The sequence below is a fragment of the Caulobacter sp. 602-1 genome (assembly GCF_003931565.1).
Lineage (GTDB): Bacteria > Pseudomonadota > Alphaproteobacteria > Caulobacterales > Caulobacteraceae > Caulobacter.
The window spans coordinates 148,320-172,195 of record NZ_RRYI01000003.1 but is presented as its reverse complement, the minus strand read 5'-3'; the positions used below and the strand labels follow the sequence as shown (position 1 = coordinate 172,195).

15 protein-coding genes are annotated in these 23,876 nt (G+C 67.8%); 9 read left to right on the top strand and 6 right to left on the bottom strand.

Annotated features, from left to right (window positions below; genetic code table 11):
• Positions 1-24: 24 nt before the first annotated feature.
• The 5 genes from EIK80_RS09765 to EIK80_RS09745 form a co-directional block, all read right to left on the bottom strand.
• Positions 25-996 carry a FecR family protein gene (locus EIK80_RS09765; protein WP_125156801.1) on the bottom strand — a complete coding sequence of 324 codons (972 nt, stop codon included), beginning with the start codon at positions 994-996 and terminating at the stop codon, positions 25-27.
• A complete protein-coding gene (locus EIK80_RS09760; protein ID WP_125156800.1) occupies positions 986-1,576 on the bottom strand; it encodes an RNA polymerase sigma factor in 591 nt (196 codons plus the stop codon). The genes EIK80_RS09765 and EIK80_RS09760 overlap by 11 nt, the downstream gene beginning before the upstream one ends.
• Complete coding sequence (locus EIK80_RS09755; RefSeq protein WP_125156799.1) at positions 1,564-4,401, bottom strand: TonB-dependent receptor; 2,838 nt, start codon at positions 4,399-4,401, stop codon at positions 1,564-1,566. The genes EIK80_RS09760 and EIK80_RS09755 overlap by 13 nt, the downstream gene beginning before the upstream one ends.
• Positions 4,402-4,568: 167 nt before the next feature.
• Positions 4,569-5,810 (bottom strand): PepSY domain-containing protein, encoded by a 1,242-nt coding sequence (locus tag EIK80_RS09750; protein ID WP_125156798.1) that lies wholly within the window; start codon positions 5,808-5,810, stop codon positions 4,569-4,571.
• Complete coding sequence (locus tag EIK80_RS09745) at positions 5,804-7,924, bottom strand: TonB-dependent siderophore receptor (protein WP_125156797.1); 2,121 nt, start codon at positions 7,922-7,924, stop codon at positions 5,804-5,806. Before EIK80_RS09745 ends, EIK80_RS09750 begins: the two co-directional genes overlap by 7 nt.
• Positions 7,925-8,305: 381 nt before the next feature.
• On the opposite strand from EIK80_RS09745, the gene EIK80_RS09740 reads away from it, so the two are divergent.
• The 9 genes from EIK80_RS09740 (at position 8,306) to EIK80_RS09700 (ending at position 22,749) form a co-directional block, all read left to right on the top strand.
• Positions 8,306-9,352, top strand: a complete 1,047-nt coding sequence (locus EIK80_RS09740; protein ID WP_125156796.1) for a LacI family DNA-binding transcriptional regulator — start codon at positions 8,306-8,308, stop codon at positions 9,350-9,352.
• A gap of 348 nt (positions 9,353-9,700) precedes the next feature.
• Positions 9,701-11,890, top strand: a complete 2,190-nt coding sequence (locus tag EIK80_RS09735) for a TonB-dependent receptor (RefSeq protein ID WP_125156795.1) — start codon at positions 9,701-9,703, stop codon at positions 11,888-11,890.
• Between the two features lie 67 nt (positions 11,891-11,957).
• On the top strand, positions 11,958-13,928 hold the full coding sequence (locus EIK80_RS09730; protein WP_233586534.1) for a glycoside hydrolase family 3 protein: 1,971 nt from the start codon (positions 11,958-11,960) through the stop codon (positions 13,926-13,928).
• 10 nt (positions 13,929-13,938) lie between these two features.
• Positions 13,939-16,137, top strand: coding sequence for a beta-glucosidase (locus EIK80_RS09725; RefSeq protein WP_125156793.1), 2,199 nt, complete (start codon positions 13,939-13,941; stop codon positions 16,135-16,137).
• A gap of 14 nt (positions 16,138-16,151) precedes the next feature.
• Complete coding sequence (locus EIK80_RS09720; protein ID WP_125156792.1) at positions 16,152-17,726, top strand: carboxylesterase/lipase family protein; 1,575 nt, start codon at positions 16,152-16,154, stop codon at positions 17,724-17,726.
• Between the two features lie 208 nt (positions 17,727-17,934).
• A complete protein-coding gene (locus EIK80_RS09715) occupies positions 17,935-18,531 on the top strand; it encodes a TetR/AcrR family transcriptional regulator (RefSeq protein WP_125156791.1) in 597 nt (198 codons plus the stop codon).
• Positions 18,532-18,641: 110 nt separating this feature from the next.
• Positions 18,642-19,253 (top strand): glutathione S-transferase family protein, encoded by a 612-nt coding sequence (locus tag EIK80_RS09710; RefSeq protein ID WP_125156790.1) that lies wholly within the window; start codon positions 18,642-18,644, stop codon positions 19,251-19,253.
• A gap of 202 nt (positions 19,254-19,455) precedes the next feature.
• Positions 19,456-21,837: a TonB-dependent receptor gene (locus EIK80_RS09705; protein WP_125156789.1), complete on the top strand. Its 2,382-nt coding sequence runs from the start codon at positions 19,456-19,458 to the stop codon at positions 21,835-21,837.
• Positions 21,838-21,957: 120 nt separating this feature from the next.
• Complete coding sequence (locus EIK80_RS09700; protein ID WP_125156788.1) at positions 21,958-22,749, top strand: glutathione S-transferase family protein; 792 nt, start codon at positions 21,958-21,960, stop codon at positions 22,747-22,749.
• 185 nt (positions 22,750-22,934) lie between these two features.
• Here EIK80_RS09700 and EIK80_RS09695 read toward each other — a convergent pair whose 3' ends face one another.
• Entirely contained in the window at positions 22,935-23,861 is a 927-nt protein-coding gene (locus EIK80_RS09695) for an AraC family transcriptional regulator (protein WP_125156787.1), read from the bottom strand.
• Positions 23,862-23,876 lie beyond the last annotated feature (15 nt).

Here is a 23,876-nt window from a genome sequence, read left to right as displayed (position 1 = left end):
CGATCCTGTTGAAAAGTCTATATTTTATCCGTGCCGAGACGAACCGGCGACCGGAGACAGCTTCAGGTCCCCCTCGGGCGTGAGGCGCGCACGCACCGGAAGCAGGGCCTCCAGAGCCGCGCCGACGTCGTCCATCCGGCCGATGTCCAGCGAGCCCGAGAGGCGCAGGCGGGCCAGCGCGGGATCCGTCAGCGCGACGTGACGGCCCGAGGCGCGCGACAGCCGTTCGGCCGCTTCGGACAGGCTGACATCGGCCAGCACGACGCGGCCGTCGGTCCAGGCCGCGTCGGCCTTCACGTCGCCGGCCTGGGCGTCGCCGCCCACCCCGGATGTCCCGACATAGCGCTGGCCGGGACGCAGCAGCACGCTGGCCGCGCCCGGCTGGCTGACGCGTAGCGAGCCCTCGACCAGCGACACGGTCAGGCGACCGCCGCCAGCCACGTTGAAGCGGGTGCCCAGCACGGTCAGCGTCCGGCCCGAGGTCGCCACCTCGAACGGTCGGGTCTTGTCGTGCGCGACCTCGAAGAAGGCGTCGCCGGCGTCCAGCGAGACATCGCGGGCGCGGGCCTTGAAGCGGGTTGTCAGGCGGCCGCCGGGGCTGAGCACGACATGGCTGCCATCGGCCAGTGTCAATCGGGCCGGGGCGTGCGCGGGCGCGGCATAGGTGTCGACCTGCGGCTGGATCTTCACGACCACGCCCACGACCAGGGCGGCGGCGAGCAGGGTGAGGCCCGCGATCAGCGGGCGACGGTCCGGCGCGGCCGGGCGATCCAGGCGCGCCTCACGGCGGACGTCTCGGCGCAGGGCGCGGACGGTCGGATCGTCGGCGGCCAAGCCCATGGCCAGCCACACCTCGCGCGTGCGAGCGATCTCTTCGCGCGCCTCGGCGGACGAGGCCGACCAGGCGTCCAGCGCGGCCTGTTCGGCGGCGCTCAGCGGGCGGGTCAGGCTGGCCGCCATCAGGCGGCGGGGATCCATGTCGTCGTCAGGCGTCATGCGCGGTCTCGATGGCTTCGCGCAGGTGCGCCAGGGCGTTCATCATGTGCTTCTCGACGGCGCTCAGCGACAGGTTCAGCCGCGCCGCCGCCTCGGCTTGGGTCAGGTTTTCGAACCGACACAGCACGAAGACCGCGCGCGCGTTCGGGTGCAGGTCGTCCAGGGCCGCCACCAGCTTGGCCAGCCGCTCGCGTCCGGCCAGGGTCGCCTCGGCCGTGGGCTCGTCGGCGGGGAGGGCGGGATCGACCTCGACGTGGCGTCCGCGCTGGCGCGAGCGCTGATGCCGCTCGTGGTCAACCAGGGCGTTGGAAGCGACCGTGAACACCAGCCCGTCCGGATTGCCCCAGTGCAGGCGCGAGAACCGCTGCGATAGCCGCATGAAGACCTCCTGCGTCAGGTCCTCGGCGTCTTCGACCCCGACCGACCGGCGCTGGAAGAAGCGCAGCAGCGGACGACGATAGCGCGACACCAGAGCCTCGAAGCGCGGCGCCGCCAGCGGCGGGCTGACTGGCGCGGACTCGCTGGGCCCATCGGGCGGATCGGCGCGCGCGCCCGCGCCACGGAAGGTCAGAACGCCCATCTCATCCTCGCGGACAGGTACCGGCCCCAGTGATGGATCTCCATCGGCTGGTCGCGGGTCTGGCCATAGACGTAGCGGCGGGCGTCGGCCAGGTTGACGCCCTCCAGGGAAAGGGTGGCGTGGCGGCTTAGCCGCCATGAAGCCGCGCCGTCTAGCGAGCCGAACGCCGCCGTGGTCGCCGGCGCGGTGACCGAGCTGCCGATCGAGGTCAGGTACGCTCCGCGCCAGTTGTAGCCGAGGCGCACAGAGCCGCGGCCCTTTTCATAGAAAACGACGGCGCTCCAGGTTGAGCGCGACAGACCCAGCAGTGCGTTACGGATCACCCGGTCGCCGGCGAAATAGTTGGCCTGGCTGCGCACCAGGGTCGCCGCGCCCTGCACGCCCAGCCCGTCGAACGGCGCCGGCAGTTCGCGGAACACCCGACTGAAGGTGGCCTCCAGACCCTGCAGCCGCGCGTCGCCGCCGTTGACGTTGGTCGACAGCAGGATCTGACCGCGCCCCGGCACGTCGATGAAGGTGTTCTGGGCGGTGATGTAGTTGTCCAGCCGCCGGTCGAACGCCGCCAGGCTGACTGCTCCGCCGCCGGGGAAGTACCATTCCAGCGAGACGTCCGCCTGGGTGGCCAGGAACGGGGCCAGCTCGGGATTGCCGCCATTGGCGGTCGGGGTGTCGCGCGCCAGCGTGATGCGCGGGGCGCTGTCGATGACGTTGGGCCGGTTGACCACCCGCGAGGCGGCCAAGCGCAGCAAGAGGTTCGATGTCAAGTCGACCCGCAGGTTGGCGCTGGGCAGCCAGTCGCCATAGTCCTTGCGCCATTGAACGGGCAGCGGGTCGTCGCCGCTGGAGACCACCCCGACCGAGGTCTGGCGGGTGCGGGCGTAGCGCAGGCCGACATCGCCGCTGACCGGCCGGCCCAGCACGGCGGCGAAATCGTAGCGGGCATAGGCGGAGGTGATCGCCTCGCGCACCACGAACGAGTTGCGCAGGTCCGTCAGGGACGGCGCCTGGGCGGCGATCGCGGGCGTGTAGAGCAGGTCGTAGAAAGCGCGGGCGTTCGGCGCGACCCAGCGGCGCGGCAGGTCGGCCGGCGACCCGGACAGGAAATCGTCGAACGGCGTCCGGCCGTAGTACTGGGGTCCCAGGCTGGTCAGCGGCGCGCCGACCAGGGTGTCCAGGTTCCAGTCGCGTCGCCGGTAGTCGCGCTTGCGGATGTGCGATTCCCAGCCGAACGACAACTTGTTGTCCCCGAGGTCGCGGCGCGCGTCCAACCGGTAGAGCTGGTCGGTGTCGCGCGAGTCCTTCCAGGTGTAATCGAAGGTCTGGCCGGCGAAACTGGCGGGATCGGCATAGTCGCGTGTCGTGCGCAGGGTGGGGCCGCCAGCCAGCCCGTGTCCGAAATTGTATTCCAGGGGCGCGTAGAAGGCGACGCGGGCGCGGACCGTGCCCCGGCCGTCCGGGTGGTAGCTGCGGGCGCGGGAAAAGGCGTAGTCGGCGTCGACCGTCCAGGCGTCGCTCTTCCACTGCTCGTGGACGCCAAGGGCGAACAGGTCGTGACGGTTCAGGCTGGTCTCCCGCGAGGCCATCCAGCGAGCGTCCTCGATGATCCCGGCCTGCGCCGTATCGCCCATGACGACCTGACTGCCCGGCACAAAACGCGGGTTCGAGATCGAGGCGTCATCGGGATAAATGTCCAGGCCGTACTCGTCGTAATGGGCGTCCAGTCGCGTCGCCAGGAGATCGATGTCCAGCCGCCAGTTCGGCGACGGCCGCCACTGCAGGGTGAAGTCGCCAGACGCCATGCGGCGGTCCTCGAGCTCGATCGTCGGCCGCGTGCGGGTCGGGGTGTAGAGGCCGGGACCGAGCACGGCCGCGAAGCGGTTCAAATTCCAGCCGGTCTGGTAGAGGCGGTCGTTGCGGATCCGCCGTCGCTCGATCACACCGCCCGCCAGCAGGCCGAAGCGCCCGCTGTCATCGACCCAGCTCCACACGCCGGACACGGACGGATCGGGCCGGTCTACCCGGCCCTCTGACATGCGCACCGAGACGACGGAGCTTCGCCCGCGATCCAGCGGCTTGAACGTCCGCACGTTGATATTGCCGCCCAACGCGCCCTCGTCCATGTCGGCGGTGGTCGACTTGGCGACCTCGATCTGGTCGATGACGTCGGCGGGCAAGACCTCGAAGCGGAACTGCCGCCCCCGGAAGCCGCCGTTCTCGACGAGATCATTCATGGCCAGCGGGCGGCCGTTCAGCAGGACATTCTGGAACTGTGGGCCCAGGCCTCGGACGCTGACATAGAGGCCTACGCCCCGGTGTCGCTCCAGGCTGACGCCTGGCGTCAATTGCAGCGCCTCGGCGGCGTTGGCGGCTGGCAGGCGGGCGATGTCCTCGGCGCTGACGGCGTCCAGCGCATAGGCCGAGGTGCGCTTGAGGGCCAGGGACCGGCCGAGGCTGGCGGCGTAGGCGGCCGTGACGGTCACCGCCTCGACCTCGCTGGGCCGCGCATCTTCGCGCGCCGCCATCGGTCGCGGAGACGCGGCGTCGCCGCGTTTCTCGAGCACGAAGACGCCCCGTCGCACCTCGCGAACGCTGGCGCCTGTCTCGATCAGCAGCGCCTCGATCGCCGCCCGCGCTGACAGGCCTGGCGGCAAGACCCGGCCGCTCCGGCCCGCAACCAGTTCCGGCGCGTAGAGGATCACGATGTCTCGTTCCGCCGCCAGTTTCACGAGGTTGTCGCCGAGGCTGGTGGGCGCGCCGGCGATCGCCGCATGGGCCGGCAGGAGCACGGCGACCCCGATCGCACAGATGCGGAAACAGGCGGACATGCCCGGCGTGATGGCCCAAGGAAAGCTCGGGCCTGCTTATCGACCACCCATGACAGTTGGACGACAACTTCAATCGGTTGACCAGGCAAGACCACGCATTGCGCGAACGCACGGGCCTCAGAACGAGAACATTCTAGCGCAAACCGGTCCAGTTTTTCGGGAGCAGGTCAGTCGCCACCCGCGGCGAGGAACAACGCCGGCAGCAGGGCCAGAGCGACGCCGATCCCGGCCAGGGCGGGCCAGCGCCAGGCGCCCATGCCGCGCCATGCCGACGCCCAAACGGCCGACGCCCGCTGTTCGCGCGACAGCCGCAAGGCGTAGATCGCCACACCCGACACCGCCAGCGCGGTGAGAGCCAGGCCGAAGGCGAACCAGATCAACTTGGTCCACACCCCGCCGAACGTGCCGAAATGCAGCGGGTCGGCCATTTCCGAAATGCGCTGATGGGCGTTCAGATCGCGCCCGTCGGTCAGCAGCACGACGGCGCCGGTGGCCGGGTTGGTCCAGGCCACATTGGCCCGCTCACGCACCAAAACGGCCTTGTACTGGCCCGCGAATTGGAAGGCGCCCACCTTGCCGGCCGGAAAGGCGATGCGCTGGATGCGCAGGCCGGGATAGGCGGCCTGGGCCGCGTTGAGATTGGTCTCCAGCCGGTCGGCCAGCTTCCGGGTGTCCAGCTTTACGGCGGCGACCTTGGCGCGCGGCGAGGGCAGGGCCTTGGCCACGGTGCTCTCGGCCAGGTACCAAAGGCCGGTCGCGCCAATCAGGGCCACGAACCACAGGCTCCATAATCCCACCAAGCGGTGCAGATCGCCCATGGCCGTGCGGGCGTCGCGCCAGCGGACCGGCTTGAAGAAGCCCCGCCACCACTTCTTGTAGACCACGAAGGATGTGCCGACGCTGACCAGCAGCAGGATCGAGAGGGACGAGACGATCGGTACGCCGATCGGGGTGGGCAGGTTCAGGTGGCGGTGCATGTTGCGCAGGATGCGCTGAGCGCCGACCCACGACCCCTCGCCCTGCACCGCCCCCGTCGAGGGGTGCAGATAGACGAAGGCGCGGACGCCGTCCGGATTCTGAATCGTCGCGGTCAGGGCGAAGCCCCGGTCAATGGGCGCGTCCAGCAACAGAATCCTGGCCTTGGGGCGCAGGGCTGCGACATTGCGAGCCGCCGCCGACCAGGCGAGGGGACCGTGAACCGTCGCCGGATCGACGCGCAGGGCGGGCCGCAGCACCCAGTCGATCTCGTGACTGAACACCGCGATCGTCCCCGTCAGAAAGACGAAGGCCAGCAGGATCGACAGCTTCAGCCCCACCCACTGGTGGACGCTCCACCACAGGCGCGAGGCCTTGGGCTTGGCAGCGCGCCGAGGCGCCGCCGCCGTCTGGGCGCGTTCGACGCTCACCATTCCCGCGACACTTCCAGGAACACCGACCGCGGCTCGCCGGGGAAGTGGCCGGTGCGGTCGATGAAGCCGGAGGCGGCGTAGGTTTCGTCGAACAGGTTGTCGACCCGCAGGAGCGTCGACCAGGGCCCAATCTTGTAGATCACCGAGGCGTCGAACACCGTATAGGGACGAACTTTCTGACCGCTGATCGAGGTGCGGACGTCGACATAGTCGCCGCCCAAGGCCAGGGCCAGGCCAAGCTTGGGGAACTGGTAGCGGGTCCAGAAGCCGGCCTTGTGCTTGGGCGCATTGGCGAAGCGGTCGCCGACGCTGTTGGTGATCACCGTCGCGCCGTTGGTCTTGGTGATGCGGGTGTCGTTGTAGGCGTAGGAGCCGGTCAGCACCCAGTTGTTGGTCAGGTCGGCGGCCAGGTCGAACTCGACGCCCTTGCTGGTCACCTCGCCGAACGCGACCAGATCGTCGATGCCGTCCCCGTCGACGTCGCCGCGCGGATCGCTCTGCAGCATGTTGCCGCGGACAATCCTGTAGATGGCCATGGTGGACTGCAGGCGCCCGCCCAGCAACTCGGTCTTGACGCCGCCTTCCAGGATCTCGCCGTCGGTCGGGGCGAAGGGCCCGCCCGCCCGCGGGTCCTGACTAGACACGCTCTGCGGCTCATAGCTCTGAGCCCATTGGCCGTAGACCGAAACGTCGGGACGCGCGCGCCAGACCAGACCCGCGCGCCAAGTCGCCTTCTCATCCTCGAAGGTGCTGGCGTCGGACTGGTCCTCATAGCGGTCGAACCGCACGCCGGCGGTGGCGATGAATTGACCGATCGTGGCTTCTTCCAGCAGGTACGCGCCGGACCGCTCTTGAATGGCCGAGGTGCGGACACGGGGTTTGAGGTTGTAGGTCTTGGGGTCCGTGACGCCGTAGACCGGATGGGTCAGACTCAGCGGCGCGGGCAGTCCCGCCACCGCGGTGAAGCCGCCCAGCAGAGAAGGCCGGTTGTTGTTGATCAGTTCGCTGCGATAGGCGTCGACGCCGACCAGCACGCGATTGCGCACCGCGCCGAAGTCGCGCGACCAGACGGCGTTGGCCCCGAAGCTCACTTGCTCCAGATCGCGCTCCTGATCGCGGAACTCGCGGCGTGACAGGTCCGGCACGCCGTCTCGGTCGCTGTCGGTCAGGCCGCGCGGCTCGTGATATTGCTGGCGCTCCACGCTTTTCGAGTAGCGCAGGCCCGCATCGACGGTCAGGTTTTCACTGACCGGCCATGCCACGCGCGCCTGCAGCACATTGGCCGTCAGGTCGAGGAAGTCGCTCTTCTCGTTGTGGTTCCAGCGCCGGTCGGCGAGAAAATGGCCGAGATTGTCGGTCGGCACGCCGCGCAGGCGGTTGCCCTGCAGGTTCTGCTCGTATCGGGTGGCCTGTAGCGTCAGGGCCGCCGGGCCGAGATCGGTCTTGATCCCGCCGTCCAGGATCAGCACCTCGCTGCCGGAGTTGCGGCGCGGGGTGTTGCGGTCCTCGTAGAACACGCCGACGCGCGTGGCCGGCGCCTTGTCGCCTCGCAGGAAGCCTTCGACCTCGACCGAACCACCCCTGCGCGCCTCGGCGCCGACCACCGCCGTGGCCCGCGCCGAGAACTCGTCCTTGGGCGTCTTGGTGATGTAGTTGAACAGTCCGCCCGGCGCGCCGGGGCCATAAAGCATGCCGGCCGGCCCCTTCAGGAACTCCAGTCGCTGGACATTGAACAGCTGCGGCACCGAAAAGGCGACATAGGGGTCGCCGCGCAGGCCGTCGAAGAAGATCTCCTCCTGACGGAAGCCCCGAGCGGTGACTCCGGCGTAGGAGAACAGGCTGACGCCGGCGATGTTGCGATAGAGGTCCTGTGCGTCGCGGGCGCCCTGGTCGCGGATGAGCTCCTCGTTCAGGACCTGGATGTTGAGGCTGGACTCCAGCGGCGGGGTCTCAAGCTTGCCGCTGGTGGTCTCCTGGGTGCGATAGAGCTGACGGGCGCGGGCGGTGATGATGATCGTCAGGTCGGGCTCGTCTTCGGCTGACGCCGTCGGCGCCTCGTCCGCCCAGGCAAGACCAGAGCCGCCAAGGCCCGCGATGCTGATCAGCGTAGCCATGCAAACCGCTGGCGCCCTACCCATACCCACAACCCAACTCCGTAGCGATCCATCTGGGCGGCCGCTCTATAGAGAATGAGAACCAATATCAATTTAAATGAGAATGATTCTCGGGTTGGTGGCGATGATCGTTCCTCGAACATGAGGTCGCCCTGGGCGCCCGGCCGCGCCCGCCCAAACCTTAGCGCTGGCGGGCCGGCTTTCGAGCAATCTGATGCAGACTGTCTGGGCCGCGCGGGCGCTTTGGGCGAATGGCCCAATCTCCTCAGACTTATAGCCTGGTGTCGTGGACTTGGCGGCGCTCCGTCGTGGATCAACAAGTCGCGACAATCTTGCGCTTGAAATCCTCGCTTCGCGTTGTCGATTTCGATAGGTGTCCGTATGCAGCGCGATCCGCCAACCGGGAAAATCACGATCATCGATATCGCCCGAGCCGCTGGCGTGTCCATCAAGACGGTCTCGCGAGTGATCAACCAGGAAGAGGGCGTGGGGGACGAGACCCGGGCGCGGGTCCTGGAAATCGTCGCGACGATGGGTTATCGCCCGAACGTCTCGGCCCGCTCGCTGTCCAGCCGCCGCAGCTATCTCATCGGCGTGATCTTCATGCGCGTCGGAGCCTATCACTATGTGGGCGAGGTGCAGGTGGGCGCCATGCGCGCCTGTCGGCGGGCGGGCTACCATCTGGTGGTCGAGCAGGTGCTGCCGCCTGAGGCTGTAGGTGGCGTCCAGGGGTTCGCCGAAGGTTTGCGCGACGCCCGGTTCGACGGCGTGGTGCTGACCCCGCCGACCTGCGATGATCCCGAGGTTCTGGCGGCGGTCGAGACGGCGGGTCTGCCCTACGTGCGCATCGCGCCGCACCGCGAGTTCGAGCGCTCGCCGTACGTCTTCATGGACGATCGCAAGGCGGCGCGGGAGCAGACCCTGCGGTTGTGGAACATGGGCCATCGACGGATCGCTTTTATCGATGGTCCCGCCGATCACGGCTCGGCGGCGCGTCGCCGGCAAGGCTATATCGAGGCTCTGCGGGACCGAGGCGTCGAGCCACGGCCTGAGTGGATCGCCAAGGGCGAGTTTCTCAGCCTGTCCGGCTTCGACGCGACAGAGCGCCTGCTAGCCTTGCCCGAGCGCCCGACGGCGATCTTCGCGGCCAATGACGAGATGGCGGTGGGCGCGTTGGCCGCCGCCGCCAAGCACGGACTGTCGGTGCCGCGCGATCTCTCCGTGGTCGGTTTCGACGACACGCCGACGGCCGAAGCGGCTTGGCCGCGCCTGACCACGGTCCATCAGCCGACCGCCGAAATGGCCGAGGCCGCCGTCGAGATGCTGATCGACGGATTCGGGGACGAGCGGTTTCGCGCCCGAGTCGCGGCGCGTCAATTGGACTATAGCCTCGTCCAGAGGGACTCGGCCGCCCCGCCTCTGGCCTAGGCCGGATCGGCCCAGAAGCGCGCCCGACGCGATCGATTTTCGGCGTTGGCGTTAGTCCGGCGAACAAAGCTTCGCTATGGGGCTTTGTCGGAGGCGAATTCCGTCCGCTGGCTGAAATTCCAGACAGCGGTGTCAACAACGACACCCATAGACAACGTTGTCGTAATCATGCTGTCTAGGTTAAGACAACGTTGTCGTAGCTGTCTTGGCGACGACGACTGCGTCGGGAAAAGGCCTCGGAACAAGGGGCCCAAGGAAACGCAAACAGGCGCCGATGGCGCCGCTGGGTTGGTGGCGTCCGGCGTTCGCGTCGGCGCGCTCCGAGTCAGGCAGGACAAAGGGAAAGAGATGCGTAGTCTCCTGTTCGCATCGGCCGCCATGGCGGCCGTGAGCTTTCACGCGCCTGGCGCGGCGGCTCAGGAAGCCGGCGCCGTGAAGCTCGACGAAGTGGTCGTGACCGCTCAACGCCGCAGTGAAAACCTCCAGAAGACCCCGCTCACCGTGTCGGCGGTGACGGGTGACAAGCTGGAGTCGCAAGGCATCAAGACGGTGGTCGACCTGTCGGCGCAGGTGCCGGCGCTGCAGATCAGCTCCAGTGGCTCGGGCGCGGCCGTGGTCTTCCTGCGCGGCATCGGCAGCACCAATGTCACCGAGGTCGGCGATCCGGCGGTCGCCTATCACATGGACGGCATCTACATCGCCCGATCCACATCGGTGGGCGCGCTGTTCTACGACGTCGATCGCGTGGAGGTTCTGCGTGGTCCTCAGGGCACGCTGTATGGCCGTAACGCCACGGCCGGCGCGATCAACGTGATCACCAAGCAGCCCAAGTTCGACTACGAGGGCAATGGCTCGGTCGATATTGGCAACTACGGCGCCATCACCACCTCGGGCATGGTCAACCTGCCCGTCAGCGACACCCTCGCCGTGCGCGCAGCGTTCCAGACCGCGCGCCACGACGGCTATGTGAAAGCGCTGAACAAGGGCCCCGGCACTGGTGGCAACGATCGCTACGACCAGGACGACAAGTCGGCCCGCGTTCAATTGCTGTGGAAGCCCAGCGACACGTTCTCGCTGCGGGTTGGGGCCGACTACCTGCACCAGGGCGGCGCCGGCGGCGGCGACAAGAGCTATGGCGCGGCCCTGTCCAACAGCGATCCGTGGACCTGCAACTGCGCCACCAACCTCTATCGCAACAACAAGTTCTTCGGCGCCCACAGCCAGGCCGACCTGGACCTGGGTTTCGCCACGCTGACCTACCTGACCGGCTACAACTTCTCGCGCCTGGACCGCAGCGGCGAGAACGCCAGCACCGGCGCGCCCAACTACTTCAAGGGCAAGGACACCACCTGGTCGCATGAGCTGCGCCTGGGCGGCGACACCGGCAAGCTCAAGTGGGTCGTGGGGCTGTACCGCTTCACGGAAGACAACAATGTCGATTTCCGCGTCTTCCTGGCGACCAACTCGTACCTGTCTTTCATCCAGCCGGAAGTCACAGCCAAATCGATCGCCGCGTTCGGCCAGGGCACCTACGAGGTGACGGACCGGTTCCGGATCACCGGCGGCCTGCGCTACACCGAGGACCGCAAGGCGCGTGACGGCGGGACCTTCCTGACCAATTCGGCCGGGGCGATCACATCGACCGTTATCAAGAACCTGGCCGACGCCAAGTGGGACGCCACCAACTGGAAGCTCGGCGCCGACTTCGACCTGACCAGCAGCTCGATGCTCTACGCCAACGTGGCCACGGGCTATAAGGCCGGCGGCTACTACGACGGGGTCGAGAACAACGTCTACGAGCCCGAGAAAATCACCTCGTACGAAGCCGGCGTGAAGAACCGCTTCTTCGACAACCGCCTGCAGTTGAACGCCACCGGCTTCCTCTACGACTATCGCGACTTCCAGGTCACGGCGGTCGGGACCATCGCCGGGCAGAACGCGTCGGTCACGCTAAACGCCGACAAGGCCCGGGTGTACGGCTTTGAGTTCGAGAGCAATCTCGTCGTCACCGAGCACGATCGCATCGACGCCACCCTGGGCTGGCTGCATGCCCGCTACACCGACTTCGTACTGCCGCTGGGCGACGCCTTCGCTAACAACAACGCCAACGCCGGCGGCACGGGTTGCTTCAAGACCAACTTCGCGGCCGCCGCGCCTCGGTCGACCGACTTCTCCGGTTGCCGCATGGCCCGCACCCCGACCTGGAGTGTCAACGTCGGCTACCAGCACACCTGGGAGATCGCCTCGGGCGCCAAGGTCGTTGGACGGGTCCAGAGCCACTACGAGAGCGGCAAGAACCTCGAATACCATGGCTTCGCCCAGAACCGGCAGGACAGCTTCACCAAGACCGACGTCAGCCTGACCTACACCAGCGCCGACGATCGCTGGACCCTGCAGGGATATGTCCGCAACCTCGAGAATGACGACGTGCGCACCGCCTCGTCGCCGAACTCGACCACCGGCCTGGCGACCAACGGCAATGGCGAGTTCTACGCGCCGCCGCGGACCTACGGCCTGCGTCTAGGAGTCAGTTTCTAGCTTCCCATGACCTTGCGCCCCCGGCGTATCCTGCGCGCCGGGGGGCCTTCTTTGTATGGAGTTCAACGTGCTCGCCCTTCGAAGTCTCCTGATCTCGACCGCCGTCCTGGCCGCCTTCAGCTCGGCGGCCGCCGCCGTAACCCAGCCTGACCTCGGCGTTCGCGACGGCAAGATCATCAGTGTCGAGGGCTTGCGCTTTCGGGACCTCGATCGTGACGGCAAGCTTTCGCCGTTCGAGGATTGGCGACTGTCGAGCGCCCAGCGCGCGGCTGACCTCGTCGCCCGGATGACGCTGGAGGAAAAGGCTGGCGAGATGATGCACGGCACCTTGCCTGCCTTGGGCGGCATGGTTCCGGGGCGAGGGCAGGGTTATGACCTCGCCAAGCTGAAACCCCTGATCCTGGACCGTTACGTCACCACCTTCATCACCCGCCTTTCCGGCGACCCGGCCTGGCTGGCCGAACAGAACAACGCCGTCCAGGCGATCGCCGAGCAGGGTCGTCTAGGCGTGCCCGTCACGATCAGCACCGATCCGCGCCACCACTTCCAGTTCGTGGCGGGCGCCAGCGTCGCCGCCGGCGGCTTCTCGCAATGGCCCGAAGCCACCGGCCTCGCAGCGATCGGCGACGACAAGCTCGTGCGCCGCTTCGGCGACATCGCTCGCCAGGAATATCGCGCTGTCGGCATTCATCAGGCCCTGTCGCCGATGGCCGACCTCGCCACCGAGCCGCGCTGGTCGCGGATCAACGGCACGTTCGGCGAGGACGCCGACCTCGTCGGCCGCATGGTCAAGGCCTATGTCCAAGGCTTCCAGGGCGGCGATACCAACCTGGCGCCGAACGGCGTCTCGGCGGTGGTCAAGCACTGGGTCGGCTACGGCGCCTCGGCCAAGGGTTTCGACGGCCACAACAGCTACGGCCGCTACGCCGTCTTCCCGGCCGGTCAGTTCGACCTGCACGTCAAGCCGTTCGACGAGGCCTTCGCGGCCGGCGTGGTCGGCGTGATGCCCACCTATGCGATCCTCAAGGACCTGGCGCTGGACGGCCAGCCGGCCGAGCAGGTCGGGTCCGGCTTCTCCAGGCAACTGCTGACCGACCAACTGCGGACCAAGCACGGTTTCAAGGGCATCGTCGTCTCGGATTGGGCGATCACCAACGACTGCGGCGAGACCTGCCTGAACGGCTTCCCGGCCGGAGTGAAGCCCAGTTTCGCGGGCCTCTCCACCGCCTGGGGCGTCGAGGGCCTGAGCAAGGTCGACCGTTACGCCAAGGGCGTGAACGCGGGGCTCGACCAGTTCGGCGGCGTCGAGGACACGGCCGAGCTGGTCGCGGCGGTCAAGGTCGGCAAGATTCCGCAGGGCCGCATTGATGACGCGGCGCGCCGCATCCTGGCGATCAAGTTCGAGCAGGGACTGTTCGAGAACCCCTATGTCGATCCCAAGTCCGCCGCCACAGTGGTCGGCTCGAAGGCTTTCGTCGCCGAGGGGCTGGCCGCGCAGAGCGCGGCGCTGACGCTGCTGGAGAACAAGAACGGCCTGTTGCCGCTGAAGGCCAGCGGCAAGAAGGTCTGGCTGAGGGGCGTCTCGGCCGAGGTCGCCCGCGCCCATGGCCTGGTCCCGGTCGAGGATCTGGCCCAGGCCGACTTGGCCATCATCCGGACGGCGGCCCCCTTCGAGACCCTGCATCCAAATTTCGTGTTCGGCGCCATGCAGCACGAGGGCGACCTGTCGTTCAAGGATGGAACGGCCGACTACGAGGCCATCAAGACGGCTTCGGCCAAGGTCCCGACCATCGTCGCCGTCAACCTCGATCGGCCGGCGATCCTGACCAACCTGCGCGACAAGGCGGCCGCCCTGATCGGCGACTTCGGGTCCAGCGACGAAGCCTTCCTGGACGCCCTGACGGGCAAGGCCGCGCCGCGCGGCCGGCTGCCATTCGAGCTGCCCTCGTCGATGGCGGCCGTCGAGGCTCAGGCCGAGGACGCGCCCCACGACTCCAGGGCTCCGCTGTACCCGATCCATTTCGGCCTGACCTACTGAGGACGACCGCATGAACCGCCCCCTGATCGCCGCCGCCAGCCTTGCGGTGCTCGCCGTGGCCTCCGCCGCCGAAGCGCAGGCCCCCTCGCGGCCTTGGATGAACGGCAAGCTCTCTCCGGACGAACGCGCGGCGCTGCTGGAAAAGGAGATGACGCTCGACGAGCGCATCGGTCTGCTTCACGGCCCGATGTCGATGCCGATCTTCGGCATCAAGAAGCCCGAGGGCGCGATCGGCTCGGCCGGCTACATTCCCGGCGTTCCGCGCCTGGGCGTGCCGGCCGTCAACGAGAGCGACGCCAGCCTGGGCGTGACCAATCCTCTGAACGTGCGCCCGGGCGACGGGGCCACGGCGCTGCCGTCAGGGCTGTCGCTGGCGGCGACCTTCAGCACCAAGCTGGCCTATGACGGCGGGGCTGTGGTTGGCCGCGAGGCGCGGGCCAAGGGCTTCAACGTCCAGCTGGCCGGCGGCGTCAACCTGGCCCGCGACCCGCGAAACGGCCGGAACTTCGAGTACCTCGGCGAGGATCCCTGGCTGGCCGGCAACCTGGCCGGCGCGGCGATCAAGGGCATCGAGGACCAGGGGATCGTCTCCACGGTCAAGCACTTCTCGCTGAACGGCCAGGAGACCAAGCGCCACTTCGCCAACTCGGTGATCGACGAGGCCGCCCATCGCGAAAGCGACCTTCTGGCCTTCCAGATCGCCATCGAGAAGGGCCAGCCCGGGTCGGTGATGTGCGCCTACAACCTGGTCAACGGCGACTACAGCTGCGGTAACCCGCACCTGCTGAACGACGTGCTCAAGCGCGACTGGGGCTACAAGGGCTGGGTGATGTCCGACTGGGGCGCGGTCCACGCCACCGACTACATTCTCAAGGGCCTGGACCAGCAGTCCGGCGAGCAACTGGACGGAACCACCTGGTTTGGCGAACCGCTGAAGGCGGCCGTCCAGAAGGGCGAGGTCCCCGCCGCTCGTATCTCCGACGCCGCGCGCCGCATCCTGCGCTCGATGTTCGCCGCAGGACTGTTTGACAAGCCGGTCGAGCCGGGCGGCGCGATCGACTACGACGCCGGCGCCGCTGTCGCCCAGGCCGCCGCCGCCGAAGGGATCGTCTTGCTCAAGAACCGCGACGGTCTGTTGCCGTTGGCCAAGACCGTCAAGACGATCGCCGTGATCGGCGGACACGCCGACGCCGGCGTGCTGTCGGGCGGCGGTTCCTCCCAGGTCGTGCCGCCCGGCGGCGCCAATCGCGTCGTGCCGCTGGGCGGGGAGGGCATGATGGGCCCGTTCCGCAGCCAGTACTTCAATGGCTCCTCGCCGCTGGCGGCGCTGCGCAAGGCGCTGCCCGAGGCCAAGGTGACCTTCGACGACGGCCGCTATGTCGCTTCCGCCGTGGCTGCCGCCAAGGCCGCCGACGTGGTCATGGTGTTTGGCAACCAGTGGATGGGCGAGGGCGAGGACGCGCCGGACCTGTCGCTGCCGGACGGCCAGGACGCCCTGATCGCCGCTGTCACCGCCGCCAATCCGAACGCGATCGTGGTGCTGCAGACCGGCGGTCCGGTGTCGATGCCGTGGCTGGACAAGGCCGGCGCGGTGGTCGAGGCCTGGTACTCGGGCGCGAAGGGCGGCGAGGCGATCGCCAACGTGCTGCTGGGGGCGGTCAATCCGTCGGGCCGCCTGCCGATGACCTTCCCCGCCGCGATCGACCAGTATCCGCGCGCGCAACTGCCAGGCCTGACCGTTCCGGAGAAGACCCGGTTCGACGTCGTCTATTCCGAGGGCGCGGACGTCGGCTACCGCCGCTTCGCCAAGACCGGCGCCAAGCCACTGTTCCCGTTCGGCTACGGCCTGTCCTACACGACCTTCGCCTACGCCAATCTGAAGGTCACGGGCGGCGAGACCCTGAGCGTCAGCTTCGACGTCACCAACACCGGCCAGCGTCCAGGCAAGGACGCGCCGCAGGTCTATTTGACGGGGGCGGCGGGCAAGGCGACCCAGCGGCTGATCGGCTTCGACAAGATCGACCTCAAGGCTGGCGAGACACGCCGCGTCACGCTGACCGCCGACCCGCGCGTACTGGCCAGCTTCGACGCCAAGGCCAATCGCTGGGCCTTGACCGGCGGCGACTATCAGGTCGCCGTAGGCGCCTCCTCGGCCGACCTGGCCCTGAAGGGTGCGGCCAAGGTCAAGGCGCGGACGCTGAAGCCGTGAGCGGGAGGAAAGCCATGAACATCCGTATCGCCAGTCTGGCGGCCATCTTGGTTTTTGGCGCCGGTCTGGGCGCGAGCCAGGCCCTGGCCGCCGACCCGACCGTAGCCACGACCTCGGGCCCGGTCGTGGGCGAAAGCGCCCATGGCGTCGCCGCCTTCAAGGGCGTGCCGTTCGCCGCCCCGCCGCTGGGCGCCCTGCGCTGGCGCGCGCCGCAGCCGCCGGCTGCCTGGAGCGCGCCGCGGGACGCCAAGGCCTACGGTCCCGACTGCATGCAGAACCCGTTCCCCGGCGACGCCGCCCCCCTGGGCGTCCAGCCGGCGGAGGACTGTCTGTACATGAACGTCTGGGCGCCGGAGGCGGCGCTGAAGAGCAAGACCCAGCGGCCCGTCATGGTTTGGATATACGGCGGCGGCTTCGTCAACGGCGGGAGCTCGCCGGCGGTGTACGCCGGGGACCGGTTCGCTCGCGACGGCGTGGTGCTGGTCAGCTTCAACTATCGCGTCGGCCGGTTCGGCTTCTTCGCCCATCCGGCTCTGACGGCGGTCGGCGCCGATGGCGGGATGCTGGGCAACTACGGGCTGATGGACCAGATCGCGGCGCTGAAATGGGTGCGCGACAACATCGCCGCCTTCGGGGGCGATCCCAACAACGTCACGGTCTTCGGCGAGTCGGCCGGCGGCATGTCGGTCCACGCCCTGCTGACCGCGCCCCAGGCCAAGGGCCTGTTCCACAAGGCCATTATCCAGTCTGGCGGCGGACGCCCGCGCCTGCTGCCGACCCTGCCGCTGAGCGCCCCGGCCGGACAGCGCTCGGCCGAGGCCGCAGGCCTGGCCTTCGCGGCCAAGGCAGGGGTCTCCGGGACCGACGCTGCGGCGCTGGAGGCCCTGCGCGCCTTGCCGGCCGAGACCGTGGTCGACGGCCTGAACATGGCAACGTCCAACACCCCGACGTGGGGCGGCGGACCGATGCTGGACGGCAAGATCATGACCCGGGAGCCATTGCAGGCCTACAAGGCCGGCGCCTGGACGAAGATGCCGGTGATGGTCGGGGCGACCAGCGCCGACGGCTTCTTCTTCGGCGGAAGCCGCGACCAGGTCTTCGCACCGTTCGGCGCCCGCCGCGCCGAGGCCGAGGCGCTCTACGACCCCAAGGGAGACGGCGATATCAAGGTCTATGGCTGGGCCGCCGCCGGCGACCGCATGTTCATCGAGCCCGCTCGCGCGGTGTCGCGCGTGATGGTGGAGCAGGGCGCGCCCGTCTATCAGTTCCGCTTCTCATACGTGGCCGAGAGCATGAGGAGCCAGTGGTGGGGCGCGCCGCACGCCACCGAGATCCCCTTTGTGTTCGACACGGTCGACGCCCGCTATGGCGGGGCGCTGACCCAGGCCGACGCGGCCGCGGCCAAAGCGGCCCACGCCTACTGGATCGGGTTCGCCAAGAGCGGCGCCCCTAGCGCCTCGGGGCAGCCAGCCTGGCCGCGCTACGAGGCCGCCACCGACCAGATCCTGGACTTCGCCGCGCAAGGGCCGAAGGCGGAAGCCGATCCGCTCCGGGCGCGCCTCGATCTGGTGGAGGCGACCACGCAGTGATGATAGTCGTTGTCGACGCTCACCAGTGTTCCTGGACCCGATCCGACGTCGGCTCCTGGCGCGAGACCATCGGACGCTCGGAAGATCGTCGAACCGCGCCCTACGAGACGTAGCGACAGCGAGACGGTGATCTCGGGTCGAGACCCGCCCTTGCTACTTCGCGCCCGCTCACGTCAAAAAGGGGGATGGTCGGAGTTTCGATGCGGGCATGACCCAGACACGTTTGAAGGGGGCGGAACGACGCGAACGCTTCTTGGATGCGGCGGCGCAGATCGTCATCGAACACGGGGTCGCGGCCGTCACCATGGATGGCGTCGCAGCGCTCACGGGCGTCACCAAAGCCCTGGGCTACCGCTATTTCAGCGATCGCGACGACCTGCTGACCGCGCTGTTCGACCGCGAAACCAAGATCTATGTCGAGCGTCTGGCAAGCGAGGTCGGCCCGGCCTCCACCTTCGAGGAGTGGGTCCGCGGCGCCCTGAAATACTGGTGCCGGCGCGCCGACGAGCGCGGCGAGCTGTTCCTGCGTCTGGTCAGGGACTGCGGCCCCCTGGCGGAGCGGGCGCGCGCCAACCGCAAGGCCGACGCCGACGCTTGGGCGCTGGGTCTGCAGAAGGCCTTCGGCTTGCCCGCGCGTCAGGCCAAGCAATACGCCTGGTTCATGGTCGCCGGCACCGCGGGCGCGCTGGACGCGCGAGATGGCGACGACGAAGCCATGATCGACGCGATCACCCTGGCGGTGGTCGCCGGCGCCAAGGCCCTGGCCAAGAAGTACGGCGAGCCTCGCCCCGCCAAGACCGCCTGATCCTTTCCGCGCAGACGCCGGTTGTCCCCGCCATTAAGTGACGATACCGTTACTTAATGGCGGGCGTTGAGACCCCGCGCACGGCGCAAAGCCGTAGGGGAGGCGATCACATGAAGCTCTATGGCGAAGACAATCCCGCGCCCAATCCGCGCCGGGTCCGCATCTTCCTGGCCGAGAAGGGCCTGACCCTGGAGGAGGAACGCGTGCCGCTGGCCGAGCGCGCTCACAAGGCCGCCGCCTTCCTGGAGAAGAACCCGCTGGGCCAAGTGCCTGTTCTGGAGCTCGACGACGGCGCGTTCCTGAGCGAGAGCGTCAGCATCTGCCGCTACCTGGAGGGTCTGCATCCGCGGCCGCCGCTGTTCGGCGAAACCGCCCTGGAGCAGGCGACCATCGACATGTGGATTCGGCGCATCGAGTTCCAGCTGATGGCGCCCATCGCCCACATCTGGCGGCACACCCATCCGCTGACCGCCGGCCTGCTGACCCAGTACAAGGATTTCGGCGAGTCCAATCGCGCCCACGCCGACCGGATCTACCGCTGGCTGGATGGCGAGCTGGCTGACAAGGCCTTCATCGCCGGTCCCGCCTACAGCATGGCCGACATCGTCGCCCTGACCACGGTGGACTTCGGGCGGATGATCGGCGTCGCCATCCCCGAGGACTGCGGCCACGTCCGCGCCTGGCTCGAACGCGTCGCCCAACGGCCCAGCGCCACGGCCTGACGAACAATCGTTCGAAAGCAGTTGCCAGTCCCATTAAGTGACGATAGCGTTACTTAAGCGTCTCGGGCCCGGACGCTGACCCACATCCCGGCGAACCGCACGGCTCGCCCCGCCCTTCACGACCGCGTCTTGGCGGGCGGCGAGGGCGTGCGCCCGACAGATCACAAAAGAAGCCGCGCAGCGGCTCAAGGAGGAATGCGCCATGCCCTTCCAAACCCGCCGATCGCGAGTCCAGGCGCGAGGTCTGAGGACGGATCTGCTGACGGGGGCGTCGGTCGGCGTCGCCATGATGCTCGCCGCCGGCGGCGCCCTGGCCGAGGACGACGCCTCGCGCACCGCCGGTTCCGCCGTCGTCGACGAGATCATGGTCACCGCCCAGAAGCGGGCCGAAAACGTCCAGGACGTGCCGCTGGCCATCACCGCCGTGCGCGGCGAGACGCTGGCCTCGATGAACATCACCCAGCCCCAGCAGCTGTCGCTGATCGATCCCAGCGTCCGCTTCAAGCAGAGCCTCAGCAGCAGCGCCTCGGGCCTGACGATTCGAGGGGTCGGCACCAGCAGCTTCTCGGCGGGGATCGAGCAGAGCATCTCCACGGTCGTCGACGGCGTGGTGCTGGCCGATCCCGCCAGCCTGGCCACCCTGGCCGATGTCGAGCGGGTCGAGATCCTGCGTGGGCCTCAGGGCATGCTGTTCGGCAAAAACGCCTCGGCGGGCCTGGTCCACTTCATCACCAATCGGCCCAAGCTGAACGAAAACAGCGGCCAGCTGCACCTGCAATATGGCGAGCGCGGCGAACAGGTCCTGCAGGCGATCGGCAATCTGGCGGTCAGCGACACCCTGGCCCTGCGCCTGGTGACCACGCACAATCAGCGTGACGGCCTGATCCGCAATGTCGCCAAGGACAATGTCTTCACCGATCCCCAGGACGTCAGCACCCTGACCCTGAAGGCTCTGTGGCGTCCCAGCGACGACCTGACCGTCTATTTCTCGGCCGACCGCACCGACAACGACGCCTTCTGTTGCTCATCGACCTGGCGCAAGGTCACGCCGGGCTACGCGCCGGCGGTGACGAACGCCCGCTACGGCATCGTCGCGGGGCCGAAGAATCTGCAGGTCGCCGCCAATGGCCCATCGCAAGGCAAGTCAACCGCCCAGGGCGGCACGCTGCAGATCGACTACGGGCTGGGCGACCTGACCCTCACCTCGATCAGCGCCTACCGCTCGGTCAAGCGCGAGGCGTTCTATGACGGCGACCTGACGCCGGTCAGCTATGTCGACACCAATGGCGGGGCAGGGAAGACCGACTGGCTCAGCCAGGAACTGCGCCTGACCTCGCCGATCGGCGAGCGGTTCGACTATGTCGCCGGCCTCTATCTCTACCACTCCAAGGCCTCGTCGCTGATCCGCCAGCGGGGCCAGCTCAGCTGGATCACGCCCGCGACCAATGGCGTTGTCGTGCCGATCATCCCCGGCGCGCCGCTAGGCACGATCTTCGAGACCTCGACCTACAACGACATCAACTCGACCAGCTTCGCGGGCTTTGGCCAGGTCGGCCTGCACATCACGCCCAAGCTCGATCTGATCGCAGGGGCTCGGATCACGCGCGACGAGATCACCCTGGACTATCACCGCGCCCCGACGCCCGGCGCGGTCTACATCCCAGGCTCGGTCACGCTCGACCTGCACCAGGAGGTGGAAAACACCAACATCTCGTGGCGGATCGGGCCGCGCTATAATTTCAGCGACGATATCATGGCCTATGCGACGGTGTCGCGCGGCTACAAAGGACCTGGCTTCAGCGGCCTGAGCGCGGCCAACAGCCTGGCCGACCAGCGCGTGCAGCCGGAGATTCCCACCAGCTACGAGGTGGGCATGAAGGCCGCGTTCCTCGACCGCCGCCTGATCATCAACGCCAACGTCTACAGCACCACGGTCAAGAACTTCCAGGCCCAGGTCTCCGACCTGACCAGCGCCACCTATTCCTCGCGGATCACCAATGCCGGCGAGATCAAGACGCGGGGCTTCGAGGCCAACCTGATGGCTCGGCCGGCCAACGGCCTCAGCCTCACGGCCGGTCTGGCCTACACCCACGCCCGCTATGCCGACTTCAACGGCGTGCAATGCTATTTCGGCCAGCCCAAGATCGCCCAAGGCGGGCCGTGCAGCGCGCCGCCGGCCACCCCTGCCTCGCTGGATGGCTTCTTCAACGCCAAGGGTCTGAGCTTGGCGGGCGTGCCTGACTGGGTCTACGGCGTCAGCGCAGTCTATGAGCGGTCCTTGAGCCCGGGCCTGCGCGGCTTCTTCCAGGCCAACTGGAACTGGCAGAGCGACATCAACTACTCGATCAGCGGCGACCCGGGGACGATCCAGAAGGCCTATGGCCTGCTCGGCGGCCGCATCGGCGTCTCGGCGCCGGACAAGGCCTGGAGCGTGGCGCTGTACGCGAGCAACCTGCTGGACAAGCGCTACGCCGCCCAGATCACCCCGTCGCCGGTGACCGCCCTGAACCCTGGCGGCTATGTCCAGTATTTCAGCCCGGACTCCGTGCGCCGGGCCGGGATCAGCCTGGACGTGGCCTTCTAGGACCCTTTTCGCGGCGCTCTTGCCGGCGCCGCGAGGGGGCGAGACGACCGGCGCGGACGCCGCGGCTGCAGACGTCTCGCCCCGCCTTCCTCAATCACGTTATCTCTCTGGGAGAGCCCTATGAAACAGTCCATGGGACGCCGCGCCTGGCTGGGCGCTCTGGCCGGCTTGGCCGCCGCGCCGCTGACCGCCTCGAAGGCCAAAGCCAAGCCCGCCACGCCTCTGCCGCCGATCACGATCTACCATCTGGAGGGGCGCCGTTCCGAGCGGATTGTCTGGCTGATGGAAGAGCTGGGCTTTCCCTATGAGCTCAAGTTCAAGCGCGGCGACCTGGCCGGCTCCATGGCCCTGATCCGCGAATTCAGCCCGGTCGTGCCAATGGCGCCGACGGTGAAGTACGGCGACCAGGTCCTGGTCGAGTCCGGCGCGATCATCGAGCTGATCCTTAACCGACACGCTCCGGGGCGCCTGCAACCGGCGCTGGACAGCCGCGACTATCCCGACCACCTGATGTGGATGCACTATGCCGAGGGGAGCCTGGCCGCGCGCCTGTTCTCCGACTATCGCGCCTGGACCGCCCAACCGCCCAAGCAGCGCTCGCGCCTGGTTGACTCCGAGGCCGTGGTGCAGTTCGCCGAGAACTTTCTGGGCCAGCATCCCTGGTTCGGCGGCGCGGCCTTCTCCAGCGCCGACATCATGATGATGTTCCCGCTCAACGCCGCGACCGGCTTGAACCTGGTCGAGGAGTCGCAGTTTTCGAACGTGGCGGCCTGGAAGGCCAGGATCGAGGCTCGTCCCGCCTATCAGCGCATGCTGGCCAAGGCGCGCCCGGACGGCATGATCGGCGGCCTGCCGCGCTTGCCCCAGCACGCGCCCGCCGGCCCGCGGGAGACGCCGAAGGCGCCGGGATAGCGCACGCTGCTGCGTGTCTCGCCGTATGCGGGCTTTGGAAATGAAGCCTGCCGAGCGTCCGCTTTCAGAGGGCCAGTAGGGCTTTACTCTGGCCTTGTTGGCGGCCTCCTCGCATGACGCGCAGGATTGGCGAGCGTCGTGTTCTCGGAGGGATGTCGATGTCAGAAAATGGCGCACGACCGCACTCACCCAAGATCGGAAACCCGGACCTGGTTGGCCAACTGCCAAGTCCGCGGCGCCATTCCCGTGGAGCGTTTGAAGAGTCTGGTCATGTGACTCTGGTCTGCAAAGCCGCACGCCAGAGCAACGTGCGCCAAGGGAAGTGAAGCTTCGAGCAATTGCTGTGCGCGGGCGACCCGTCTCGCAATGACCCAAGCGTACGGCGTCACGCCCGTAGACGCACGAAAGGCGCGCGCGAAGCGGCTGACGCCAAGCCCGCAGGCCTCTGCCAGTTCAGCCAAGGTCGTTCCCACAGGTAGGGTCGCCTCGATCCACTCTTTGGCCAAGCGTTCCTGCGATGTCGTCAGGCCGCCTGTAGCCGTACGCCGATCTCGTAAGTCGCCATACCGACGCAGAACATAGACTCCGAGCGACCACATGAAGCTGTCCGCGGAGAGGGGATCTAGAGCGGCCGGATCGTCGAGGTAGGGTCGGACAAGATTCGCCATTCTCGGGACCACGGGATCAGGGCGGATAAAGCAGGCTGCATTACCAAGCTCGATCCGCCCGCAGACCTCGAGGTCCTCAGCGACCTCCTGCATAAAGGCGCGGGGGAGTATCAGTTCCAGGGTGTGGCTGGGGGTATTGAGTTCGACGTAGTCGACACCAGAAACATAGAGAAAGTGGGTGTGCCCCGCTGGCGACCCATAGTCGAACATCTCCTCGCGCACCGACGTCCGGCTTTCTTCGGCGCGATAGCGCACGCCCACGAGATAGGTGTCGTCGAGCCGCGGAAAGGTGGCGTTGGCGCCCCCGCCGTGGTCGGCATAGTCAACCTCGATGACCTGCAGCTTTGATCTACGCAGGGACCGGGTGCGCATAGTCAGCGCTCCGCCGCCGGCGAAGTCGATCGGCACAGTGCCGGGCGCGGAGCGGGCAAGGGTGGCAGGCATGGTCCTCTCGACGAG